Here is a 25417-nt window from a genome sequence, read left to right on the forward strand (position 1 = left end):
TTGTGGCAAGTGCAAACAAACTCACGCTGTTCATCGTCATCTTCATGCTACTGGGGATCCTCTCCGGTGCGGCCATCCACGCTTACGCCGGGCAAACGACCATAACCGCATGGTCGGAAAACATTACGCTGCTGACCGATGTGTTCCTGCGCCTGATTAAAATGGTGATTGCGCCGTTAGTCTTCAGTACCCTGACGGTCGGTATTATGCGCCTTGGTGAAACGGCGACCATTGGCCGGGTCGGCGGTAAAGCCATGGTGTGGTTTATTACCTCGTCAATTCTCTCCATTCTGGTCGGGCTGGTGATCGTTACCCTCGAGCATCCCGGCGCCGGCCTGAACCTGGCGATCCCGAAAGAATCCGTGGATACCGGGCTGGCGGTGAGCGGGATGAGCCTGAAAGGCTTTCTGACCCATACCATCCCAACCAGCATTACCGAAGCGATGGCCAGCAACGAGATTCTGCAAATCGTGGTGTTCTCAATGTTCTTCGGTATCGCCGGGGCGTCGCTGGGAGAGAAATTCAATGCCCCGCTGGTGGCGGCGCTCAACGTGGTTTCCCACATTATGCTGAAGGTGACCGGGTACGTGATGTACGTCGCGCCGCTGGCGATTTTCGCCGCTATCTCTTCGGTTATCGCCTCGCAGGGGCTGGGGATCCTGCTTAACTATGCCTCGTTTATCGGCGGATACTATGTCGCGATCCTGCTGACCAGCGCGGTGCTGCTGGCGGTAGGGTATATGGTGCTCAAGAAAGAGGTTTTTCGCCTGCTGAATATGCTGAAAGACCCGGTGCTGGTGGCGTTCACCACCAGCAGTTCCGAAGCGGCCTATCCGAAGACCCTGGAGCGCCTGGTGGAATTTGGCTGCTCGCGAAATATCGCATCGTTTGTGCTGCCCATCGGCTACTCCTTTAACCTGGTCGGCTCAATGGTGTACTGCTCTTTTGCCGCCATGTTTATCGCTCAGGCCTATAATGTTCAGCTGAGCTTTAGCGAAATTACCGTGATGATGCTGACGCTGATGCTGGCCTCGAAAGGGATTGCCGGGGTACCGCGTTCGGCGCTGGTGGTGCTGGCCGCCACCATCCCGAGCTTCAATATTCCGGTGGCGGGTATTTTGCTGCTGATGGGCATTGACCATTTCCTCGATATGGGGCGCTCAGCGATTAACGTGCTGGGTAACGGGATTGCGACGGCGATGCTGTCAAAAAATGAAGGTCAACTGCAGGAAGAGGTCCCGGAGGCTGAAGTCGCGCCTCAGCAGGCCGAAGCCTGATCGTCGCGCGCCCTCTCTGACGGGGGCGCGTTCCGCAGTGAAAAAGAGGCCCCTAACAGGCACGCAAGGGGCAATGTGACGAAGTAACAGATTCCTCGATAAAGACGTTGTTCTTATTATATAAAAATACGCTCCGGTATTTTTACATTGAGGAACCGGGTAATGGTACCCGCAGCCTGTTACCCCTGCGTAGATGTTTTTGAGGTTACCGATCTTTTTCGGAATCCCGTCGCTGACAAGCCGTCAAATTCCTAATTTTAACGTCCAGAATGCGCTCACCGGCGGGCGCGGGCGCGAGCTTACCAGCGCTCTTTTAACAAGTTAATGAACTGGAAAAAGTCATGATTGTTATTAAGACTGTATTTTTCCATGATTTTGCTTTTGTGCCAGGTGATGGTTTTAGGGGTGACTTTGTTGAGGGCAGAAATTTTAATGATATCAAAGCCATCGATGATGCCGGTGGCGACGGCAGCCTGCGATTTGGAGAGCATTTTATGCGGGCAATGGGTGCAGACGAGCGTGGAGTCGCTTCTCTGCGCGTCGGGAGGAATTTCGCTCCTTTTTAGCTCCTGGGCAATAATTTCGAACATTTTATCGATATTGACCGATTTGATAGAGACAAAGATAACGCCCTTGAGACAGTTAACGATCAGCTCTTTTTCCGGTAACTTGTCATAGCTGTGCAGGATAATCACCGAACTATTTTGTTTACGGTTCTTTATGCTGGTATTGCACAGATAGATTTCGCCGGGGAGAACTTCAGCGATGATGATATCTTTATCTAAAAAATCATTATGCTTATAAGAAAAAGCGACTTTGAGATTACCGCTGCGGCTGATGAGCTCATTGACGACGGAAACCAATGATTCTCTGAGAAAGGTATTTCTGGTGTTGATTGCGATGTTTACTTTTTTCATGGCGTTATTTCCCTGATATATCAACATAACGCCATGTTGTGATCAATCCTCCGGGCGTATGCGGTGATTGTTGCTATGCAGATTTCGTTATTATTAATGTGGCTTTAGTTATTTTCTGCGCGTAGAGTTCTTTGCTGAAAATGGAAATTTCTGTTTTCGCCTGTCGCGGATATACGACACCAGACTATAAACAGAAACGCAAAGGCAAAATATGCACAGTAATAAGGCTAACCATGTTTGCATGGCCATAATTGAGATCCTTTAACTTAATTTTTGGTTTTAAAAATGTACCTCACAGGCACGCGAATATTTTTATACTCTTCGTTAAACCGTGCTCGCGATGCGCGAACGAAAAGCGCCTGACAAACGGCCTGCATTCGGCTTGTGCTAAATTCAGCAATAGCCTGTTAGCTCAGCCGCTGTGGGTCAAAACGCTCACGACACCCTGTCAATGTAAGAAAATTCTTAATGTGCTGTCAGTCTCATTTCTCTCAATCCTCTCAAAAACTGAAAAAAATTAACAAGAAACACCAGGCTGAAAACATACTAGTCATCACACCGGGCGGATGGCGGAACAATAGCCGGCAGCGCCGCCGCTGCCGGCTGGGAAAAGGTCAAGAGAGAAACGCCAGCCCTTTGCCAAAAATCGCGCGAATCGGCAGGGTGATGCCCTGCAGGCGGGCCTTGTGCCGCAGGCGGCTGATCACCACGTCGATGCGGTGCAGTTCCGGTTCGCCCTCATCGGTAAACAGAGAAGTGTGCAGGTCAACTTTGCTGCACACTTCATTGCGGTTACGCATTAAGACTTCCAGCAGCCGGTACTCTTGCTGTGTTAGCGGCAGGATCCGCCCCGATGGCGCCACCAGGCGCTCGCTCTGGAGTATCCAGTGGGAAGGGGCTGACCGCTCCGCTAATGGCGCCGGATTGACGCTTTCCGCCGGTTGTTGCTGGCGAAGCCGGGAGCCCAGCGCGTGGATGCTCTCCGCGAGGTCGGAAAAGTTGACCGGCTTGATGAGATAGAGGTCGGCGCCGGCGTTTAAGGCCTGGAGCCGATCCTGCTCATGCCCTCTGGCGGTAATGACGACCAGGCCGAACTGGCCAATCTCGTGCAGATAGTCCAGCACGCTAAACCCGTCTTCGCCCGGCAGGCCAATATCGATAAGTACGATATCAACCGGATCGCGATGCAGCTGCCGCCAGAAGGCCTCGGCGCTGCCGACGCCCCAGGCGTCGAAGCCGCGATGGCGCAGAAAAGCCAGCAGCTCGTCGAGTAGATCTGCGCTATCTTCGATGATAGCTACGCGTAATGTCATGGTTTGTCCTTCTGCTGTCCCGTCAGCGGGAGAGTGAGCGCAAATTCGCATCCGGCTGAGCTATTTTCTGCCAGCCATAGGTCCCCGCCGTGGGCCTGGATGATTTGTCGGGCGACGTACAGCCCAAGGCCGGTCCCGGCCGGCGTTGTAGTGTGAGTTTCGCCGCGTCGATAGCGCTCGTAAATATGCTCGACCTGTTCCGGCGGGATGCCGGGACCGCGATCGCCAATGCGTAATTCAACGTGCTTTTCCTGCTGATAAATCTCGACTCTTATCTCCCCGGCTGCGGCATATTTAACCGCGTTATCGAGCAGGTTGGCGATCGCAATACACAGCAGCCCGCTATCAATAAACAGCACCGGTGAAGGGGATTGCGGGCCGACAGTTTGCCCCTCAAGGGTGACATTCAAATAATGATTAAGCGAAAGATCTACGACGGTCGCCGCCATATGGATGACCGGCAGCAGTTCGGCATCCTGCTTGTCGGCGTGCAGGTCTCGGGAGGAGAGGCGGGCGTCGGCCAGGCAGTTATCGGTGAGCTGCACCAGGCGGGTTGTCGCGCGCTGCATGCGATCGAGGCGCAAGCTCTGGGTGACGGTTGCGGGACTCAGGCGCAGATTTTCCAGCGCGGCCTGGAGGATCGCCAGCGGCGTTCTGAACTCATGCGCCACCATTCCCATAAACTGGCGCTGGTGGAAGCTGGCCTCGCGTTCAATCTGTAGCTCCCGCGCCAGCTGCTGCTTGCGCACCAGGGTACGGTTTTCCGCCCGCACCCGCAGCACCGCAATGATCAGGACGGTGACGATGTGGATAATCAGCGCGTACTGCCAGGTGGAATAAACCATGTTATGAAACGGAATGACGCCGTGGATAGAGAGCAGCGCCAGCCCGGCGGAGACCACGTATACCGGCGGCAGCAGCCCCAACAACAGGGTATTGATATCAACCGCTTTGCGCCGCCACAGCATCCATGAGGTGATCAACAGAATTGGCGCGGCGATGAAGAATATCCCCGCTTCAATCTGCATTGCCTGGCCGTAAAACCCTAGCGGGATACTGATTTGCAGAACAATGTTTAAGGCGATCGCCGCCAGCAGCAGTTGATACAGCCGTGGCATGTTTTTCTTCAAATCGAAAACTTCGCTATGTAACCACAGCGCGGTGGCGTAGCTCACCAGCGACAGGCAGCTAATCATGTAATCCTGCACCGGCAGTAGGGCGTCGCCAAAGAGCCATTCCGGGTAGCCATGAAGGGCCGCGACGAGCGGATAGTTGAGCGAGAACAGGCAGATCCCCCACAGCAGGCGTCGGCGCAGCGCGACGGCAAGCCACAGGGCGATACCGCTGGCAATCACCGCCAGGCCAAAATAGAAACTCCAGAAGGCGGTATCGAGGGTGGCCGAACGTACGAACTCCTGCGGTGACGAGAGCGTCGCCAGCAGGATCAGGGTGCTGGTGCTCTGGAGACGGAAGACCATCTCGTAGCCAGCCGCCGTGGGCGGGGGCGGTAAAATTAGCACGCTTTCGCGGTAGTCGAGATCGTTATCGCGGGCAGAAGCGTGGTCGCCAAACTCTTTTTGTTTCCAGGGGGCATCGCTAGCGTAGGGGCGATAAAAAACGGTCAAGCGATCGACAAACGACGGACCGAGCTGCAGCCAGCGCTGTTCGCCAGCAAACCAGTCCGCCGGGAGCGAAGTGCGTAGCCAGTAGGTCTTTGACGAATAGCCGAACGACGGGATAAGCGGCGCCGTTTTTAGCGCCTCCTCTGGCAGCGAAAGAAAGGCGTCGAGGGACATTGTATCGCTGGCGTCGGCGTACCAGTAGACCGGGATATCGATACCCAACTGCCGGACTTCCGCGCGCGCCGGCGCCCACCACAGCAGGGAAATGATGACGCCGCACATTGCCCAGAAATACGCGCTGTGGCTCCTGCGAATAAGATCAAAAAAAGCGCACAAACGATACAATCACGCCCCCTTATGGCATGGATTAATAAATCAGTACGGTAAAAATGAACAGGGACTCTGCTACTGGCACAGATAACCCTCCGCCATTCGGCAAATATACGTGTAGGGCTGGACAACGCAGCATTCTGCTGGTGCCGAAGATATTATTCCAGCGTTATCTACATGCCGGAGAACTGGCCAGACCTGCTGTAAGAAAATTCTTAATAAAAGTTAACGTATGGGGGAGTTGGATAATAAGCAAGCGGAAAGTTCAGTCGCGACATACGGTTTTATGATGTTATGCCATGAATTCACGCGATAGTTATATAAAAATTGACAATAAATTATTTAAGCAGCGCATATAAAACCAGATAGTTATATTAAACGTTAATTACCGTTGTTATTGATGGCCGGATAAAGGCGGCGCATTGCCCGCATCGTCGAATGAGGTTAGGTACGGTTCGAAGGATTGCTGACGGCAGGGGATAACAATGATTAGCATGGTGTTAACATTCCTGGCCGCTGTTTTAAAGCGATTGATGTTAACTAATTGAAATAAAAAGGATTGATTGTTTATTATTTGTCGTAAATGTTAACAGCAGATGCAAAAGCCAAAAATACCCGTATAATCATTGTCCCTTTTCCTGTCTTAAGTTTAAGCTGGAGGCACAATGGAGCTCAGTCGCAGGCAGTTCTTTCGCATCTGCGCGGGTGGTATGGCAGGGACGACCGTAGCATCGCTTGGTTTTCTTCCCTCGTTTTCCGCTCACGCAGAGACGCGTCAATATAAACTCTTAAAAGCTAAAGAAACCCGTAATAACTGCACCTACTGTTCAGTCGGCTGCGGGATCCTCATGTACAGCTTCGGAGATAACGCCAAAAACGTGCGTGAACGCATTTATCACGTCGAAGGCGACCCCGATCATCCCGTGAGCCGCGGGTCGCTGTGCCCAAAAGGCGCAGGCGTACTGGACTATATTCACAGCGATAACCGATTACGCTATCCGGAGTACCGCGCGCCGGGCTCGGATAAGTGGACGCGTATAAGCTGGGATGAGGCCATCGATCGTATCGCGCGATTGATGAAAGATGACCGCGACGCCAACTTTATCGAAAAGAATGCCCAGGGCGTCACCGTCAACCGCTGGACCTCAACCAGCATGCTGTGCTCTTCGGCGGCGAGTAATGAAACCGGGATCCTTGACGGTAAATTTACCCGCGCGCTGGGGATGGTATCGATTGACTGCCAGGCGCGCCTTTGCCACGGCCCGACGGTATCGGCGCTGGCGCCAACCTTTGGTCGTGGGGCGATGACCAACAACTGGGTGGATATTAAAAACGCCAATGTGGTGCTGATTATGGGCGGCAACGCGGCGGAAGCGCATCCGGTAGGGTTCAAATGGGTTATCGAAGCCAAAATTAAAAATAATGCGACCGTTATCGTCGTTGATCCGCGCTTTAACCGCAGCGCGGCGGTGGCTGACCTGTACGCGCCCATTCGCGCCGGCTCCGACAGCGCTTTCCTGCTCGGCGCGATCCGCTATCTGATCGAACACGATCGGATACAGCATGAGTACGTGCGTCACTACACCAACGCCAGCATGATCGTGCGGGAAGATTATGATTTCGACGAGGGGCTGTTTAGCGGCTTTGATCCGCAGAAGCGTCAGTACGATAAAGTCAGCTGGAACTATGAACTCGACGCTAACGGCTACGCCAGGCGCGATGATACGTGGAACCATCCGCGCTGCGTCTGGAATCTATTGAAACAGCACGTTGAGCGCTATACGCCGGAACTTGTCAACCGCCTGTGCGGCACCTCTTTACACGATTTTCAGCGCATTTGCGAACTGTTAGCCAGCACCAGTGCTGCGAATCGAACCGCGACAATCCTGTATGCCCTCGGTTGGACCCATCACACCACCGGAGCGCAAACTATCCGCGCGGCCGCGATGCTACAGCTGCTGTTGGGCAATATCGGCATGGCCGGCGGCGGCGTAAACGCGCTGCGCGGGCACTCCAATATTCAGGGCTATACCGACCTGGGACTGCTTTCGACCAATCTGCCGGGATATATGCCGCTACCGTCGGAAAAACAGGTTGATTATCAGAGCTATATTTCACAAATCACCCCCGCGGCGCTGGGCGTGAACGAAGTGAATTACTGGCAAAATACGCCGAAGTTTTTCGTCAGCATGATGAAAAGCTTCTGGGGCGATGCCGCAACCGCGGAAAACAGCTGGGGCTATGACTGGCTGCCGAAATGGGATCGTTTATACGATGTCATGACCCAGGCCGAGCTGATGGCCCAGGGCAAAATCAACGGCTACGTGGTGCAGGGATTTAACCCGCTGGCGGCGTTCCCGGATAAAAACAAATCCGCCCGCGCGCTGGCGAAGCTTAAATATCTGGTGGTGATCGATCCGCTGGTGACCGAGTCGTCGAATTTCTGGCAGAACCACGGCGAAATGAACGACGTGCGTCCTGCAGATATCCAGACCGAAGTCTTCCGCCTCCCGTCCTCCTGCTTCGCCGAAGAGAACGGTTCGATCGCTAATTCGGGCCGCTGGCTGCAGTGGCACTGGGCGGCGGCCGAACCGCCGGGCGAAGCGCTCCACGATGGCAAAATTCTCGGTCGCCTGTTTATGCGCCTGCGCGATCTGTATCGGCAAGAGGGCGGCGCAAACCCGGCGCCGGTGCTGAATATGTCCTGGGATTATCACGATCCCCTCGACCCGCAGCCGGAAGAGGTCGCCAGGGAGGCCAACGGCAAGGCGCTGCGCGATATCGTTGACGAGCAGGGCCGGGTGGTTATCAAAAAAGGCCAGCAGCTGAGCAGCTTCGCGCAGCTAAAAGATGACGGTTCAACCAGCAGCTACTGCTGGGTTTATTGCGGCTGCTGGACCGAGCAGGGCAATCAGATGGCGAACCGCGATAATAGCGACCCGTATGGTTTAGGCTGTACACCCGGCTGGGCATGGTCCTGGCCGGCGAACCGCCGCATCCTCTACAACCGCGCCTCCGCGGACCCGGCGGGTAAACCGTGGGATCCGCAGCGCTCGCTGCTGAACTGGGACGGCAAACGCTGGACCGGTATGGACGTCGCCGACTATAGCCAGGCGGCGCCGGGCACCAACGTCGGGCCGTTTATCATGAATCCGGAAGGCGTGGCGCGCCTGTTCTCGCTGGACAAACTAAACGATGGCCCGTTCCCGGAACACTATGAGCCTGTCGAATCGCCGATTGGCACTAACCCGCTGCACCCGAAAGTGGTCTCCAGCCCGGTAGCGCGCATCTTTCACGATGACCTGGCGAATATGGGCAAGGCGGATGAGTTCCCCTACGTGGCGACAACCTACTCGATCACAGAACTGTTCCGTCACTGGACCAAGCATGCGCGGCTGAACGCCATCGTTCAGCCCGAGCAGTTTGTTGAAATTGGCGAGGCGTTGGCGAAGGAGAAGGGCATCGTCGCGGGGGACACGGTAAAAGTGATGTCGAAGCGCGGGTTTATTAAAGCCAAAGCGGTAGTGACTAAGCGAATACAGGCGCTGACTATTGATGGCCGTACGGTGAATACCATCGGTATTCCGTGCCACTGGGGTTTTGAGGGGGCGACGCGGAAAGGATTCCTGGCCAATACGCTGACGCCATCGGTGGGGGACGCGAACTCGCAGACGCCTGAATATAAAGCTTTCCTCGTGAACGTGGAAAAGGTGGATACCCAATAGATTTCAGGTTGCAGGAAGGCGGTGACGCCGTGAATGCCGGGAGCGTAGAAACGCTACGTGACCGGGATGAATAAGGAAATCAACGAACCTGCAAACTGAAAGATGAAGGGTAAACGGAGACCAATTATGGCTTATCAATCTCAGGACATTATCCGTCGTTCCGCGACTAACGGCTTCACCCCCGCGCCCCGCGCGCGGGACCACCAGGAAGAGGTGGCGAAGCTTATCGACGTCACCACCTGTATCGGCTGTAAAGCCTGCCAGGTGGCCTGTTCCGAGTGGAACGACATCCGGGATGAAGTCGGTCACAACGTCGGGGTATACGATAACCCCGCCGACCTGACCGCCAAATCCTGGACCGTGATGCGCTTCTCGGAAGTGGAGCAGAACGACAAACTGGAGTGGCTCATCCGTAAGGATGGCTGTATGCACTGCGCCGACCCGGGCTGCCTGAAGGCCTGCCCGGCGGAAGGGGCGATCATTCAGTACGCCAACGGCATCGTCGACTTCCAGTCCGAGCAGTGCATCGGCTGTGGTTACTGCATCGCCGGCTGCCCGTTCAACGTGCCGCGCCTGAATCCGGAAGACAACCGCGTCTACAAATGCACGCTGTGCGTCGACCGGGTTAACGTTGGCCAGGAGCCGGCGTGCGTGAAAACCTGCCCGACCGGCGCTATCCACTTTGGCTCCAAAGAGGAGATGAAAACGCTGGCGGACGAGCGCGTCGCCGAGCTGAAAACCCGCGGCTACGACAATGCGGGGCTGTACGATCCGGCCGGCGTTGGCGGCACGCACGTGATGTACGTGCTGCACCACGCCGACAAGCCGAATCTGTACCACGGCCTGCCGGAGAACCCGGAAATCAGCGCCACGGTTAAGTTCTGGAAAGGGATCTGGAAGCCTCTCGCGGCGGTCGGCTTTGCGGCCACCTTCGCCGCCAGCATCTTCCACTACGTCGGCGTCGGTCCGAACCGCGCGGAAGAGGAAGAGGACAATCTGGATGAAGAGAAAGACGAGGTGCGCAAATGAAAAGACGTGACACCATCGTGCGCTACACCGCGCCGGAGCGAATCAACCACTGGGTCACCGCCTTCTGCTTCGTGCTGGCGGCAGTGAGCGGACTGGGCTTTTTCTTCCCGTCCTTCAACTGGCTGATGCACATCATGGGCACCCCGCAGCTGGCGCGTATTCTGCACCCGTTCGTGGGCGTGATTATGTTTGCTTCGTTCATCATCATGTTCTTCCGCTACTGGCACCACAACCTGATCAACCGGGACGATATTTTCTGGGCGAAAAATATTCGCAAGATTGTCGTCAACGAGGAAGTGGGCGACACCGGGCGCTATAACTTCGGCCAGAAATGCGTGTTCTGGGCGGCGATTATCTTCCTGGTGCTGCTGCTGGTGAGCGGCGTGATCATCTGGCGTCCGTACTTTGCGCCGGCCTTCTCCATCCCGGTTATCCGCTTCGCGCTGATGCTGCACTCCTTCTCTGCGGTGGCGCTGATTGTGGTGATCATGGTGCATATTTACGCTGCGCTGTGGGTGAAGGGCACGATAACCGCGATGGTGGAAGGCTGGGTGACGAAGACCTGGGCGAAGAAACATCACCCGCGCTGGTATCGTGAAGTGAAAGCGAAACGGACGAAAGATTGATAAAACAAATACGATAAGTTCGCTGCCATGCAGCGGATATTATCGTAGCGAGCGCGCGTAATGGCAGGGAAACCGCAAGGTGAACACGCGATTACGCGCTATTTTTATCGGTAATTATTAAAGGGCAATCAACATAAAACCGCTGATAATAACGCTGTTTTATGAATGTTTTGGTTATCCATATCAAAGAATCGCCGGACGACTCTGGTTATGTTGGCCGTTGCGCCCGGAGAAACGCCCGGGTTAATTCATCATTCGTTGTGGAAGGGGGCCTGACAGGATGACGACGAAATCGCTAACGCTTTCTTTGGATGAACAACAGTCAATTCCTTTGAGTACGGTCTTGGGGACCCTGGGCTACCTCGGCATGGATATTCGTCCGCTGGCTTCCGCGGGGATATGCAGTTTCGACCCCGGCTTTGCTAACACCGCAGGCTGTACGTCAGCCATCTCGTGGATCGATACCGAAAAGAGCATTCTGCTGCACCGCGGCTATCCGGTCGATCAGCTGGCACGCCAGTGCGACTTCCTGGAAGTGGCCTGGATTCTGCTGCGCGGCGATGCGCCTGACGAAGCCAGCTATCAGGACTTCAAAAACACGATTACCCGCCATAGCCTGGTACATGAGCAGATTGCCCGCATGTGCAGCAGCTTTCGTCGCGACTCGCATCCGATGGCCTTAATGTGCGCCCTGGTGGGCACCCTGGCGGCGTTCTATCACGATGTGCTGGACGTTGAAAATCCTGAGCACCGTGCGCTGGCCGCCACCCGCCTGCTGTCGAAAATGCCAACGCTCGCGGCGATGAGCTATAAGTTTTCAATTGAGCAACCGGCGCAGTATCCGCGCAACGATCTGTCCTATGCGGGGAATTTCCTGCATATGCTGTTTGCTATTCCGGCGGAACAGTATCAGCTGAATCCGGTGATTGAACAGGCGATGAACCAGATCCTGGTGCTGCACGCCGACCACGGCCAGTGCGCATCGACGACCACCGTCCGGGCGGCGGGCTCCTCCGGGGCGAATCTCTTTGCCTGCATCGCCGCCGGGCTTGCGTCTCTGTGGGGGCCGGCCCACGGCGGGGCGAACGAAGCCAGTATGCGGATGCTGGAGGAGATCAATACCGTCGATCAAATTCCGGCGTTCCTGAGCAAAGCGAAACGCGATCCGCAGACGTTCCGTCGTCTGGGCTTCGGTAACTCTCGCTACCGTCATCTTGACCCGCGCGCCGCTATTTTGCGCGAGACCTGTCATCGGGTACTGGAAGAACTGGGGATGTCCGACATGCCGTTGCAGGTGGCGATGGCCCTCGAAGAGGTGGCGCTAACCGACCCGTACTTTGTTGAAAATGGCCTGTCGCCGAGCGTGGATTTCTATACTGCGGTGATCCTCAAGGCGATGGGACTGCCTTCATCGATGTTTGTGGTGATTACCGCCGTAGGCAGAACGCTTGGCTGGGTGGCGCACTGGAACGAAATGCACGAAGCGCCGCTGACGATTTATCGTCCCCGGCAGATTTATACCGGCGAACAGCGGCGGGATTACGTTTCACGGCGTGAAGGGAAATAACAGAGTGCGGTTTTGATGTTGTGTTCGTATTGTTGCCGGGCGGCGGCTGACGCCTTGCCCGGCCTACAAAACCCCGGCCTGTAGCCCGGATAAGGCGTCAGCCGCAATCCGGGATCGTACCGTGTGATTAACGAAACACCACCTGCGCCCAGCGGGCCAGCCCGGCGGTGACCGAGCCAAAATCATCGCCTCCGGCCACCGGAATGCCCGGCAGGTGTGCCGCCAGCGCTTTTTTGATCAACGGCGAGCGAGCGCTGCCACCGGTCAGGTAAATCACATCCGGCTTGTCATTGCTGTTATCCAGCGCCAGCTGAACCTGCTCCATTATGCGGGCCAGCGGCTGATCCAGCGCCGCTTCCAGACCCTGCTGGCTGATGGCTGTCGCCAGCTCGTCGCTAATAAACGGCAGCCCGGTAGTGACGTTCGGCTGCGCGGAGAGGGCGATTTTGCTCTCTTCCGCGCTCCGCACCAGGCGATAGCTCAGACGCTGACGCCAGACCTTCAGCAGCAGCGCGACTTTTTCGCTATCGCGGGCGCTGCGCAGCAAATCGTTAAGCAGGCGACCGTTGGCGGCGCTGTAAAAATCAGTTTGCGCCGGAACGTCGTTAATCGCCACCGCATTCCACCACGGCAGAATCGGTAGCGCGATGCCTTTTTCGGTATCGCCGCCCATGCCCAGCAGCGGCATCAGGCATTTAAAGGCCAGGGCGATATCGAGGTCGTTACCGCCGACCCGGCAGCCGCTGTGGCCAAGCAGGCTTTGCTGGCGATCGGCTTTTTCACGCCACTGCGGCCCCATCAATAGCAGCGAACAGTCGGTGGTACCGCCGCCGATATCGACGACCAGCACGCGTTTTTCCTCGCTCAGCGTCGCTTCGAAATCCAGACCGGCGGCGACCGGTTCAAACTGAAACACGACGTCGCGGAAGCCCGCGCGCTTTGCCGCGCGTTCGAGAATGCCCTGCGCCTGGGTGTTGGCGTCATCGCCGCCCAGCCCCTGGAAGTTAATCGGCCGGCCGATAACCGCCTGGTCGATGGTTTCCGGCAGCTGCGTTTGCGCCTGGAGTTTGATATGCAGCATCATGGCGCACACTAAGTCTTCAAACAGCGCCACCTGCTGCGGCTTGAGCCCGCTGGCGCCGAGAAAGGATTTCGGCGACTTTACGAAGTAGACTTCTTCCGGATCTTCAACGTACTGATGCAGCGAAGCGAGACCAAACTGCACGCTGTTGCCGAGTACGTCGATATCTTCCTCGCGGTTGAAGCTGATGGCGCGACGCAGCAGCGCCTGGTTTTCATCACCGTTGGGCGGGACATCGTGATGGCGGTAGAGCCACTCGCTAACCGCTTCGCGGGTCGGCGCGCAAAGCATTGATGGCAGCAGTGAGCTGCCGTTTTCCAGCGTCAGCAGCTGCGGCGTATTCTCGCGCATTACCGCCACCGAACAGTTAGCGGTACCGTAGTCAAAACCAATAAACATAGCCTGCAAAATCCCCATGCCGGTGAAGAAGGGGGGCGACTTTAGCGGATTGACGGGACTGCGACAACTGGAATTTAAAAACAAAGCGCCCGCGGCGCAGAGCCGCTATGATTGAAGCGCTAAAAAAGGAGAAAAGATGACGCTGCTACCCTGGCATCCCCCCTACGACTGGCAATGGATGTTTCATTTTCTTGAGGCGCGTACGGTGCAAGGGATTGAAACCTTTGTCGACAACAGCTACTGCCGCAGCTTTGCCCTCAATGGCCACGCCGGGCTGATCGCGGTGACGCCGGATGACGCCGCGCAGGGCATGCGGGTGACGCTTTCCGCCGGGCTACAGCCGGTCGCGGAAGAGTGCCTGGCGCGGGTTGCGCGCTTATTTGATTTGTCCTGCGACCCGCAGCAGATCGGCCTGACGCTGGGAAATCTCGCGCTGCCAAGGCCGGGGCTGCGCCTGCCGGGATCCCTGGATGCGTTTGAACAAGCGGTACGCGCGGTGCTCGGGCAACTGGTGAGCGTGGCCATGGCGGCAAAGCTCACCGGGAAAGTGGTGGCCGCCTTCGGGGAACCGTTGACCGACGCGCCGGGCTTTTATCTCTTCCCGAGCGCGCAGCGGCTGGCGCAGGCCGATCCGCTGGCGCTAAAGGCGCTGGGCATGCCCCTGCGGCGCGCGGAGGCGCTGATCCATCTGGCGCAGGCGGCTATCCGCGGCGATCTCCCCCTCTCCGCGCCGGAGAATATCGACGCCGGAATAAAGCAGCTGCAGACGCTGCCCGGCATAGGCCGCTGGACGGCGAACTATTTCGCGCTGCGCGGCTGGCAGGCGCCGGATATCTTTCTGGCGGATGATTATCTGATTAAACAGCGTTTTCCCGGCATGACGCCGGCGCGGATTGCGCGCTACGCCAGCCGCTGGCACCCCTGGCGCTCGTACGCTTTATTGCATATCTGGTATACGCAAGGCTGGTCGCCGGAGGAGGAATAGACCCGAGAGGCGCTTAGCACTGGTATCGACGCGCTGAAATCCCTATAATTGCGGCGTTTGGCGGTCAACCGCCACCCTTCCTACATTCCCAGGTTAATCAGGTCGCAAAAATTTATGACTGATACGTCTCATCAGTGCGTCATTATAGGCATCGCCGGCGCATCGGCTTCGGGCAAAAGCCTTATCGCCAGTACGCTATATCGTGAATTACGTGAACAGGTCGGCGATGAACATATCGGCGTTATTCCGGAAGACAGCTATTACAAGGATCAAGGTCATCTGTCGATGGAAGAGCGTGTAAAAACCAACTATGACCATCCGAGCTCCATGGATCATAGTCTGCTGTTTCAGCATCTGCAGATGCTGAGAAGCGGCCAGCCGATAGAGTTGCCGGTATATAGCTACGTTGAGCATACCCGTATGCCGGAAACTATCCATATCGAACCAAAGAAAGTCATCATTCTTGAAGGGATTCTGCTGCTGACCGACGCCCGCCTGCGCAATGAACTCAGCTTTTCCATTTTTGTCGACACCCCGCTGGATATCTGCCTGATGCGACGCATCAAGCGAGACGTTAACGAGCGCGGACGTTCAATGGATTCGGTGATGGCGCAGTACCAGAAAACGGTGCGCCCGATGTTCCTGCAGTTTATCGACCCTTCCAAACAGTATGCCGATATTATTGTGCCTCGCGGCGGTAAGAACCGTATCGCCATCGATATTCTGAAGGCCAAGATCAGTCAGTTCTTTGAATAACACGAACGAATTGTGTAACGTGCAAAGAGAAGCCAATTTGCCCTTATCCCCGGAAGGCGTAGGGGCGCAATGCCTTAAAGGAGAACGTTCATGCGTCTGTGCGACCGAGATATAGAAGCCTGGTTGGATGAGGGGCGTCTGGCCATTAATCCGCGCCCGCCCGTTGAGCGCATTAACGGCGCGACGGTCGATGTTCGGCTGGGGAATAAGTTTCGGACTTTCCGCGGGCACACGGCGGGCTTTATTGACCTGAGTGGGCCGAAGGCGGAAGTCAGCGCGGCGCTGGATCGCGTGATGAGCGAAGAGATTGTTCTGCCGGATGGTGAAGCGTTCTTCCTGCATCCGGGCGAGCTGGCGCTGGCGGTGACCTTTGAATCGGTTACCCTGCCGCCGGACCTCGTCGGCTGGCTTGATGGCCGTTCTTCGCTGGCGCGTCTGGGCCTGATGGTGCACGTCACCGCACACCGTATCGATCCGGGTTGGTCCGGCTGTATCGTACTGGAATTCTATAATTCGGGTAAGCTGCCGCTGGCGCTGCGTCCAGGGATGCTGATCGGCGCGTTAAGTTTTGAACCTTTATCCGGCCCGGCGGTGCGCCCTTATAACCGCCGCGAAGATGCGAAATATCGCGACCAGCAGGGCGCGGTAGCGAGTCGAATCGACAAGGATTGATAATTTTAGCGGTTTGCTGAGGATGCCATGAGACGAATTCTGACCACGCTGATGATCTTACTGGCGGTAGTTGTCGCCGGTCTTACCGCGCTGGTATTGCTGGTCAACCCCAACGATTTTCGCGCCTATATGGTTAAAGAGGTGGCGGATCGTAGCGGCTATCAGCTTGAACTCAATGGGCCGCTGCGCTGGCACGTCTGGCCGCAGCTCAGCATTCTCTCAGGCCGCATGACCCTGACCGCCCCGGGCGCTGAAGAACCTGTTATTCGTGCGGATAATATGCGCCTTGACGTCGGGCTGCTTCCACTGCTTTCCCATCAGCTGCAGGTTAAGCAGGTGATGTTGAAGGGGGCGGTGATTCAGCTGACCCCCAAAACCGAAGCCGTGCGAAGCAAGGGAGCTCCGGTCGTCCCGCATGATAACACGCTGCCTCAGGTCCCCGAGGATCGCGGCTGGTCGTACGATGTCCAGAAGCTGCAGATTGCCGATAGCGTGCTCTTTTTTCAGCATGAAGATGGCGAGCAGGTGACGGTGCGCGATATCCGCCTGCAGATGGAGCAGGACAGCAGCCATCGCGCAACGGTCGATTTCTCTGGCCGGGTGAACCGCGATCAGCGCGATCTGGCGCTTTCCTTTTCCGCCGAGGTGCAGGGCGGTGATTATCCTCATTCTCTGAAGGCGGATATTTCACAACTGAACTGGCAGCTTCGCGGCGCGGAGCTTCCCCCTGAAGGGATTAGCGGCCAGGCCAGCATGCAGGCCAGCTGGCTCGAGGATGCGAAAAAGCTCAGCTTTGATAAGCTGAACTTAACGGCTAACGGCAGTACCCTTGCCGGCAACGGCAGCGTGGTGCTGGGCCAACAGCCTGACTGGACGCTGAATCTTCAGGCGGGCACGCTCAACCTCGATAGCCTGCTGTCTCATACCTCTGCATCTGACAATAATGGCGTTAACCAGCAAGGGCAAAGCCAGGCCAGGCAGCTACGCCCGGTGATTGCGGATAACGGTATTCAGCAGGATTACAACTCGCTGCGCGGTTTTAACGCCCGGCTGAGCCTGACGGCTGAGCAACTGCAGTGGCGGGGCATGCATTTTACCCAAGTGAAAAGCGATATCAGCAACCTGCAAGGGCTGCTGACGATTCATCAGATGCAGGGGAACCTGGACGGTGGGCGACTCTCGCTTCCCGGCTCGCTGGACGCGCAAGGTGAAACGCCGCGAGCCTCCTTCGAGCCACAGCTCGACAACGTTGAGATCGGCTCGATTCTGAAAGCGTTCAATTATTCGATAAACCTGACCGGCAAGCTCTCGCTGACTGGTGAGTTCTCCGGCGGCAAGATTGATGCCGACGAGTTCCGCCGCAGCTGGCAGGGGCAGGCGCAAATTCAGATGACGGATACGCGCACTGAAGGTCTCAACTTCCAGCAGCTGGTCCAGCAGGCCGTCGAGCGCAGCACCAACGTTCAGGCGCAGGAAAACTATGACAATGCGACCCGGCTGGATTCCGTCAGCACCGAGTTTACGCTGGATAATGGACAGGTGACCTTAAAGGATATGCAGGGGAAATCTGAACTGATGGCGTTAACCGGTCAGGGAGAGCTTAACCTGCTGAAAGAGGACTGCGATATGCGCTTCAACGTCCGGGTTCTGGGTGGCTGGAAGGGCGAAAGTAAACTCATCGACAGGCTCAAGCAGACGGCGATCCCTTTGCGAATTTATGGTAACTGGCAGACGCTGAGCTATAGCCTGCAGGTTGACCAGATACTCCGTAAGCAGCTGCAGGATGAAGCGAAAAAACGGCTTAGCGAATGGGCTGAACGCAATAAAAACACCCAGGATGGCAAGGATGTGAAGAAGCTACTGGATAAGCTGTAAGTCTGGCGGTTGTTGTCGGCGGATGATAATCCAGGGTCGGCGTCTTTGCTGACAAAGTGCGACATGTGGCATTGCCCGGCGGCGCTTCGCTTGCGCGGCCTACGGGTAAGGCGTGATGTGTTGCGAGGGTGGGTTTGTAGGCCGGGTTAGGCGTTAGCCGCCACCCGGCAATAATGTCAGCGGCTCCTCAAAAATCGGTTTGCCATTGTTCGTGCGGCTTTAGAAAATTCATTGAAGAGATCATTACACTTCATAGTCCAGTTCATCTTCATCATGCGCCGGCGGCACTATTTGTACTTTTTGCACCCGATGGCTCTCCACCTGCAGCGTGCGCAGAACGTAGCCGTCAAGGTTCACTTCTTCACCTTCCTGGGGCACATGCTGTAGGTACTCCATCAGCAGACCGGCGACCGTATGGTATTCACGTTTCTCATCCAGCGGTAGGGGAACATACTGAACCAGGTCTTCCAGCGGCATATGCCCGTTAACCGTCCAGCTACCGTCGCCGTTTTTATGAATATCGTGGCGAGCGTCAATCTCTTCCACTTCATTAGGCAGATTACCGGCGATGGTTTCCATAACGTCACTGAGCGTAACAATGCCCTCAACGGATCCAAACTCATCGACCACAAAGGCAAAGTGGGTTCTGGCTTTGCGGAACTGCTCCAGCGCCGGAAGCAGCGGCAGCATCTCCGGGAACACCAGCGGCTGACGAATCAGGGCCTGCAGGTTGAGCGGTTCATGACGTAATGATTGCTGCAGCAGATCGATCACGTGCACGACGCCAAGCATATCTTCGTCATCATCGCCGCCGGTAACCACCAGGCGGGTATGCTGATTTTTGTCGAGTAAGGCGCGGATCTCCTCTTCCGGCGCGCTGAGATCAATATGTTCAATGTCATGACGCGAGGTCATGATGCTGCTGACGGTACGCTGATTGAGATTCAGTACCCGCTCAATCATCCGCCGCTCTTGCGGATTAAACAGCGGGTTATCGTCGCGATCGGCAACCAGCGAGGCGGTCTCGCTATCCAGCTCGCTACTGTCTTTGCGCCCGCTCAACAGATTCATCACCGCTTCAGTGGTTCGCTGGCGTAGCGTCAGGTTGGCCGACAGAAAGCGATGGCGGTTAAAAATCGCCAGCTGGTTGAAGGATTCAATCATGACCGAGAAGCCGATAGCCGCGTACAGGTAGCCTTTGGGTATGGGGAAGCCAAAGCCTTCGGCAATCAGGCTAAAGCCGATCATCAGCAGGAAGCTCAGACAGAGAATAACGATGGTCGGATGGCTGTTAACAAAGCGGGTGAGGGCCTTGCTGGCCATCAGCATCAGGCTAATAGCAATAATCACCGCGGCCATCATGACCGCCAGGTGGTCAACCATGCCGACCGCGGTTATCACCGAGTCGAGAGAGAAGATGGCATCAAGCACCACGATTTGCGCTACCACCCCCCAGAATCTGGCGCCTTTACGCTGGGTCGGGTTATCGCTATCTTTGCCTTCCAGCCGTTCGTTGAGCTCAACGGTGGCTTTAAAGAGGAGGAACAACCCGCCAAACAGCATAATCAGATCGCGGGCGCTAAAGCTTAGATCGTGCCACGTAATCAGCGGCCTGGTGAGAGTAACCAGCCATGAGATCGACGCCAGCAGCAGCAGGCGCATCACCATTGCGAGTAGCAGACCGGTCACGCGCGCCCGGTCACGCTGCGCGGGAGGGAGTTTTTCCGCGAGAATGGCGATAAAGACCAGATTATCAATACCGAGTACCAGCTCAATAACGACAAGCGTGATGAGCCCGGCCCAGATCGAGGGGTCGGCAATCCATTCCATATTCAGTTAAAACCTTTACAACCTAAGAGTGCCATGTACCGATCATGGATAAGCCATAGATAAAATGCAATATTTTCTGCTGCTAATTACCTCAGGTACAAAATCGGGCCTCGTAATACCCGTAAATAAAATAGCCACTTGCGCAGGATATAACCATATTCAACCATCAGAACATCGGTTGATTGTTATTTGTCATCGTGCGAATTTCCATCGATATAGACTGAGAGGGTCCACATGATTTTAAGCTGGATCCTACGGAGGCGGTGAGTTGCTATACCAGGAAGCGGCCCCGCAACGGTAAAGTTTATCAATAGATTTGATGTATATAACAACGATTTTCCGGAATTTAGATATTTATACTACTTAATGTTGTGGCTTGTCGGAGATCAATTTTTGCCGGAGGATGTGCTGCGCGTTACCGGGGAGGCAGAGCGACAAAACGGTGCTGGGTATAATTTGCAGCAAGGAGAATGCGCCCGATTTTAACGGAAGAGCCCTCGGTGCCGCTGAAGCCAATAGTGACGAGTAATTTGCTGTAGTTCAGACGGTTTTGTACGTTAAATAATTTTATTATCACTATAATCGATTATATGGTCTGGATTTTTATTTTTTTGCAGTCACTTGTTCTGTGTCAACTCTTGGTGGAAGATAACAAGGTATTAAAAGAGGAATGATGGAGAAACGATAAACTCCATTACTCTATCTTATGAATTGAATGGGGTAGGTTTTCTGCATAACCTATTGTAAATATTAGGTATTTTCGTCTAAAAAATGCGCATAAGAATTTTCTTAAAACTGTCTATTGGTATGTAGACTTTGCGTGTATTCTTAAATTCTGCGTGTAATTTCAGAATTTGACGGACAGTATGGCAGAGATCAACCGTGTATCATCACTGATAAATGCCAGTGATACATACAAACTGACAGGATCAAAAGGTTTATAACCATACGGGTGGATATGAAAATGGTGAGTTTGAAAGCAGTTATACCGGTAGCAGGATTAGGGATGCATATGTTGCCCGCCACCAAGGCCATTCCGAAAGAGATGTTGCCGATCGTCGACAAGCCTATGGTGCAGTATATTGTTGATGAAATTGTAGCTGCGGGAATCAAGGAAATCGTGCTGGTGACGCATTCATCCAAGAATGCGGTAGAAAACCATTTCGACACCTCCTACGAACTGGAAGCATTGCTCGAACAGCGCGTAAAACGTCAGCTTCTGGCGGAGGTACAGGCTATCTGTCCGCCTGGCGTAACGATCATGAACGTGCGTCAGGGCCAGCAGCTGGGGTTAGGCCACTCCATTCTTTGCGCCCGCCCGCTGATTGGCGATAACCCGTTTGTGGTGGTGCTCCCGGATATCATTCTGGACGACGCCAGCGCCGATCCTCTGCGCTATAACCTTGCCGCGATGGTAGCGCGTTTCAATGAAACGGGCCGTAGCCAGGTTCTGGCCAAACGGATGGAAGGCGACCTCTCCGAGTACTCTGTTATTCAGACTAAAGATCCGCTGGAATCGGCTGGGCAGGTGGCCCGAATCGTTGAATTCATCGAAAAACCTGATGAACCGCAAACCCTGGATTCCGACCTGATGGCGGTGGGGCGTTATGTGCTCTCTGCCGATGTATGGTCCGAGTTGGAGCGCACCGAACCGGGCGCCTGGGGACGTATCCAGTTAACCGATGCCATCGCCGAGCTGGCGAAAAAGCAGTCGGTTGATGCAATGTTAATGACTGGCGATAGCTATGACTGCGGTAAAAAAATGGGTTATATGCAGGCTTTTGTAAGCTACGGTCTGCGTAACCATAAAGAAGGGGCAAAATTCCGCGAGAGCATTAAGAAGCTGCTGGCGTAGTTTCAGCGCTATGGCTTTTTAGCGGATGAGAGTGAACGGCCCGAGCTTTTTGATGAAGAACAGACAATTCGTGGCCGTTCACAACGTTAAGTTCAGCAGATATCGCTGATTAATATCCATTTTAATACAATGGGTTAGCATTTTTCTTGTTATATTGTAGCATTTGCGAACATGAGGCAATGTTCGGAGACTTCTGGTAGTAGTAGAAGACGTAACATGCTGAAATGGTCGGACTAGCTAAATTTACTCTTTGCTGATAATTACTTACTAAGACTTTTCTTAAGTAAGTGGCCCTTAGTCAAGGCGTGAGACGAAAATAAAACTTGACTGAGATCATGTTTGCGCATTAAACAACGGTAACGCATGCATAATAATGTGAAGTTACTGATTGTGTATGCCCACACCAATGTCGCGGAAAAGACGTTACGGACTGGAGAGATCGTCAAAGGATGAAAAAGAAATGAACTGGCAAGTTGTCACTTTTTTTGGCGATAGCACCGTACTGTTACCCAGTGCGGCCGTACTGTTTATCGTTCTTTTTCTGCGAAAAGATTCAAAGCAGCTGGCCTGGCACTGGGCTCTGCTGTTCGGCATAACTGGCGCCATTGTCTGCGCATCAAAACTGGCATTTATGGGTTGGGGTATCGGGATTCGCGAGCTGGACTTCACTGGCTTTAGCGGGCACACCGCACTCTCTTCCGCTTTCTGGCCAATCCTCTTATGGCTACTGTGCGCGCGCGCCACACCAGCTCTTCGTTTTACTGCCGTCTTATTAGGGTATGCACTGGCCGGGCTGGTAGGGTATTCCCGTTTGATGGTTCATGCACATTCAACTTCGGAAGTGATTGCCGGCTTACTGCTGGGTGCCGCAGGGAGCGCAGCCTTTCTGCTACTCCAGTTGCGTGTTCGCGATACTCATACAGCGCAACTATCGTTTGGCGGCCTGGCGAGCATGATCATTATCCCGGCGCTTCTGCTGAATACCGGGGCGAAAGCGCCAACCCAATCGCTGCTGGGCGAGATAGCGGTAAAGCTTGGCCCACTGGAAAAACCTTTTACCCGAGTTGATCTGCACAAGGGGTTTTACTGACTCAGGGTAGCATGGAAGAGATGAAGGATTCAGAGCGACTCATGTTCTGTTCACAATGTATGCAATATGAAATTTAAAGTGAAATGGTCTGCAGTTGCGATATTTCATATCCATGAAATAAATCTGTGATGGGTCATTCTGCACAATAATTAGCATAATGATAATCAGCCAGGATGTTTCCTAAATAAGTTTTCTGGCTAAATATCGAATTTATTAATGATAACAGCATGCTGGCATAATTCTTTTCACTATTAATTTTTGTAGTTGACTAACTATAATTAATTTGAAACTAAGTCAATACACTTTCTGTGGTGAAAAAGTAATAAAATCATAAGGTTGAAATTATCTGGTTGTTCGATACTGTTGGCATTTGATAGTGATAGCCGGAAAACAATAACCTTATCGGCGGGTCGTTCATAGTGCTGCCAGCGTATCTGATAATTCAAGATTACGCTCCCAATTGAGGGCAGAATCTCGTAAACTTATGGCCGCGAAATTGTTGTTTTGATGGATTAATCGCCGATTTATCGAAATCAGCGATTGAATTTAAAGGGAAAGAAGTACAGTGCATTGGTAGCTGTTAAGCCAAGGGCGGTAGCGTACCTGCGGACGAACGTTTTCTCCATATCACATCTCATTTCATGCGACTGAAATTCCTAAAGTGAACGCTATACAGGTGATTATCTTTACAACCTGTATATACTTGCATGTTGTCGCCAGCTCAGAACGTGTTCGTTTGACGGCGGGCAGGAGAAGCTGCGGGTATGAAGCGTAAGGAATGGCCTTCAATAACAATTTCGCATACATTGTGTACTGCAGGTAGCCTGTGAACCGAAAGCGAGCATTGGCATGAGATTCCGATAACATGCTTTCGTTTTCTTTGATCAAACCTGTAGACCAAAAATAGCAAAGGTTGGCGTCAGAGGGCGCTGCATCTATCAGTGTTCCCCTTGTCGCGCCAGCTTGCGGAAACGGGGCTTTAAATGGATCTTGTACAATGATAAAAATTGCGCGAATCGCACTCGCATTAGGGCTGCTAACTTCTGCCAGCTCACTTGCCTATGCCTCCGGGTTAGTGATGAATGACAACGAACTGCGCAACGATCTGGCGTGGCTTTCCGATCGCGGCGTTATTCATCTCAGCCTGTCGACCTGGCCTCTGAGCCAGGAAGAGATTAATCGGGCACTTAAGAAAGCAAAACCCTCTTACTCTTCTGAACAGGTTGTTCTCGCTCGAATCAACCAACGCCTCGATTCCTTAAAAGCTGATTTCCGGGTGAGTGGCTATACCTCAACGGATAAACCCGGAACGCCGCAGGGGTTTGGGCAGAATCAGCCTGCGGATAGCTCTTTATCATTAGCCTTTAATAACAGCGGCGAATGGTGGGATGTGCACCTGCAGGGCAACGTTGAAGGTGACGAACGCATCAGCAACGGTTCACGTTTTAATGCTAACGGCGCCTACGGCGCGGTTAAATTCTGGAACCAATGGCTCTCCTTCGGCCAGATGCCGCAGTGGTGGGGACCGGGTTATGAAGGAAGTCTAATCCGCGGTGATGCGATGCGCCCGATGACCGGCGTTTTAATGCAGCGTGCTGAACAGGCTGCACCGGAAACCTGGTGGCTGCGCTGGATTGGACCTTGGCAGTATCAGATTTCCGCCAGCCAGATGAATCAATATACCGCCGTACCGCATACCAAAATTATCGGTGGCCGTCTGACGTTTTCTCCTTTCCAGTCCCTTGAGCTTGGTGCATCGCGCATTATGCAGTGGGGCGGGGAGGGGAGACCGGAGTCGTTTAGCAGCTTCTGGGATGGTTTTACGGGTAAAGATAACACCGGTACAGCCAATGAACCGGGTAACCAGCTAGCCGGTTTTGATTTTAAATTTAAGCTAGAGCCTACGCTTGGTTGGCCGATAAGTTTCTATGGTCAACTTATTGGTGAAGACGAGGCCGGCTATCTTCCCTCTGCAAATATGTTCTTGGGAGGAGTTGAGGGACACCACGGTTGGGGCAAAGATGCCATCAACTGGTATGTGGAAGCGCATGATACTCGATCGAACATGGACCGCCTGAACTACAGCTACAACCACCATATTTATACCGACGGGTATTATCAACAAGGATACCCGCTGGGTGACGCAATGGGCGGCGATGGCCAATTATACGCCGGCAAGGTTGAATTGGTGACGGAAGATAATCAACGCTGGAGCGCACGCCTGGCCTATGCCAAGGTCAATCCTAGAAGTCAGTCGATAAATAAAGCCTTCCCGCAATCGGATACTCTGAAAGGAGTACAGTTGGGCTGGAGCGGTGATGTGTATAAATCAGTGCGTTTAAATACTTCTCTCTGGTACACCGATGCTGATAACAGTGATAGCGACGACGTTGGTGCCAGTGCCGGGATTGAAATACCATTTAATTTATAGCCCAGCTACAGCAACTTTAGGATGTCAGCAGGGTGTT

At 54.3% G+C, this 25417-nt stretch carries 18 protein-coding genes; 12 read left to right on the plus strand and 6 right to left on the minus strand.

All coding sequences use genetic code 11. The features are described 5' to 3' along the window. Positions 1 to 44 precede the first annotated feature (44 nt). Positions 45 to 1277 (plus strand): dicarboxylate/amino acid:cation symporter, encoded by a 1233-nt coding sequence (locus tag EGY08_RS25335; RefSeq protein WP_211172223.1) that lies wholly within the window; start codon positions 45 to 47, stop codon positions 1275 to 1277. 299 nt (positions 1278 to 1576) lie between these two features. On the opposite strand, the gene EGY08_RS25340 is transcribed toward EGY08_RS25335, so the two are convergent. The 4 genes from EGY08_RS25340 to EGY08_RS25350 form a co-directional block, all read right to left on the minus strand. Then, positions 1577 to 2194 carry a helix-turn-helix transcriptional regulator gene (locus EGY08_RS25340; protein WP_004122561.1) on the minus strand — a complete coding sequence of 206 codons (618 nt, stop codon included), beginning with the start codon at positions 2192 to 2194 and terminating at the stop codon, positions 1577 to 1579. A gap of 108 nt (positions 2195 to 2302) precedes the next feature. Beyond that, on the minus strand, positions 2303 to 2443 hold the full coding sequence (locus EGY08_RS30655) for a small membrane protein (RefSeq protein ID WP_004138686.1): 141 nt from the start codon (positions 2441 to 2443) through the stop codon (positions 2303 to 2305). A 365-nt stretch (positions 2444 to 2808) separates the two neighbouring features. Continuing rightward, positions 2809 to 3507, minus strand: coding sequence for a response regulator transcription factor (locus EGY08_RS25345; protein ID WP_004122558.1), 699 nt, complete (start codon positions 3505 to 3507; stop codon positions 2809 to 2811). Continuing rightward, positions 3504 to 5411, minus strand: coding sequence for a sensor histidine kinase (locus tag EGY08_RS25350; protein WP_123829452.1), 1908 nt, complete (start codon positions 5409 to 5411; stop codon positions 3504 to 3506). Before EGY08_RS25350 ends, EGY08_RS25345 begins: the two co-directional genes overlap by 4 nt. Positions 5412 to 6124: 713 nt before the next feature. Between EGY08_RS25350 and fdnG the strand changes: the two genes are divergently transcribed. The 4 genes from fdnG (at position 6125) to EGY08_RS25370 (ending at position 12406) form a co-directional block, all read left to right on the plus strand. Next, positions 6125 to 9184 (plus strand): formate dehydrogenase-N subunit alpha, encoded by a 3060-nt coding sequence (gene fdnG, locus EGY08_RS25355; RefSeq protein WP_123829109.1) that lies wholly within the window; start codon positions 6125 to 6127, stop codon positions 9182 to 9184. 126 nt (positions 9185 to 9310) lie between these two features. Beyond that, positions 9311 to 10213: a formate dehydrogenase subunit beta gene (fdxH, locus tag EGY08_RS25360; RefSeq protein ID WP_123829110.1), complete on the plus strand. Its 903-nt coding sequence runs from the start codon at positions 9311 to 9313 to the stop codon at positions 10211 to 10213. Then, positions 10210 to 10839 (plus strand): formate dehydrogenase cytochrome b556 subunit, encoded by a 630-nt coding sequence (gene fdoI, locus EGY08_RS25365; protein WP_004122546.1) that lies wholly within the window; start codon positions 10210 to 10212, stop codon positions 10837 to 10839. The genes fdxH and fdoI overlap by 4 nt, the downstream gene beginning before the upstream one ends. 280 nt (positions 10840 to 11119) lie before the next feature. Next, positions 11120 to 12406, plus strand: a complete 1287-nt coding sequence (locus EGY08_RS25370) for a citrate synthase (RefSeq protein WP_123829111.1) — start codon at positions 11120 to 11122, stop codon at positions 12404 to 12406. 127 nt (positions 12407 to 12533) lie between these two features. Here the strand turns inward: EGY08_RS25370 and yegD are convergent, their stop codons facing one another. Further along, positions 12534 to 13886, minus strand: a complete 1353-nt coding sequence (gene yegD / locus EGY08_RS25375; RefSeq protein ID WP_004122541.1) for a molecular chaperone — start codon at positions 13884 to 13886, stop codon at positions 12534 to 12536. Between the two features lie 136 nt (positions 13887 to 14022). Between yegD and alkA the strand changes: the two genes are divergently transcribed. From alkA to asmA, 4 genes are all read left to right on the plus strand, one after another. Continuing rightward, on the plus strand, positions 14023 to 14871 hold the full coding sequence (gene alkA / locus EGY08_RS25380) for a DNA-3-methyladenine glycosylase 2 (protein WP_004122539.1): 849 nt from the start codon (positions 14023 to 14025) through the stop codon (positions 14869 to 14871). A gap of 114 nt (positions 14872 to 14985) precedes the next feature. Next, entirely contained in the window at positions 14986 to 15627 is a 642-nt protein-coding gene (udk, locus tag EGY08_RS25385) for a uridine kinase (RefSeq protein ID WP_004122537.1), read from the plus strand. 90 nt (positions 15628 to 15717) lie between these two features. After that, the gene (gene dcd, locus EGY08_RS25390; protein WP_004122535.1) at positions 15718 to 16299 is read left to right on the plus strand and encodes a dCTP deaminase; all 582 of its coding nucleotides are present in this window, start codon (positions 15718 to 15720) and stop codon (positions 16297 to 16299) included. 27 nt (positions 16300 to 16326) lie between these two features. After that, positions 16327 to 18174 carry an outer membrane assembly protein AsmA gene (gene asmA / locus EGY08_RS25395; protein WP_064362738.1) on the plus strand — a complete coding sequence of 616 codons (1848 nt, stop codon included), beginning with the start codon at positions 16327 to 16329 and terminating at the stop codon, positions 18172 to 18174. Between the two features lie 243 nt (positions 18175 to 18417). Here asmA and EGY08_RS25400 read toward each other — a convergent pair whose 3' ends face one another. After that, positions 18418 to 20004 (minus strand): TerC family protein, encoded by a 1587-nt coding sequence (locus EGY08_RS25400; protein WP_004122529.1) that lies wholly within the window; start codon positions 20002 to 20004, stop codon positions 18418 to 18420. A 958-nt stretch (positions 20005 to 20962) separates the two neighbouring features. Between EGY08_RS25400 and galF the strand changes: the two genes are divergently transcribed. The 3 genes from galF (at position 20963) to EGY08_RS25425 (ending at position 25380) form a co-directional block, all read left to right on the plus strand. Next, positions 20963 to 21859 (plus strand): UTP--glucose-1-phosphate uridylyltransferase GalF, encoded by an 897-nt coding sequence (galF, locus tag EGY08_RS25415; RefSeq protein WP_024360046.1) that lies wholly within the window; start codon positions 20963 to 20965, stop codon positions 21857 to 21859. A 460-nt stretch (positions 21860 to 22319) separates the two neighbouring features. Next, on the plus strand, positions 22320 to 22949 hold the full coding sequence (locus EGY08_RS25420) for a phosphatase PAP2 family protein (protein WP_112167125.1): 630 nt from the start codon (positions 22320 to 22322) through the stop codon (positions 22947 to 22949). Between the two features lie 997 nt (positions 22950 to 23946). Beyond that, on the plus strand, positions 23947 to 25380 hold the full coding sequence (locus tag EGY08_RS25425; RefSeq protein WP_123829112.1) for a capsule assembly Wzi family protein: 1434 nt from the start codon (positions 23947 to 23949) through the stop codon (positions 25378 to 25380). Positions 25381 to 25417: the final 37 nt, after the last annotated feature.

It is taken from the genome of Klebsiella sp. FDAARGOS_511 (genome assembly GCF_003812845.1).
Lineage (GTDB): Bacteria > Pseudomonadota > Gammaproteobacteria > Enterobacterales > Enterobacteriaceae > Klebsiella > Klebsiella grimontii.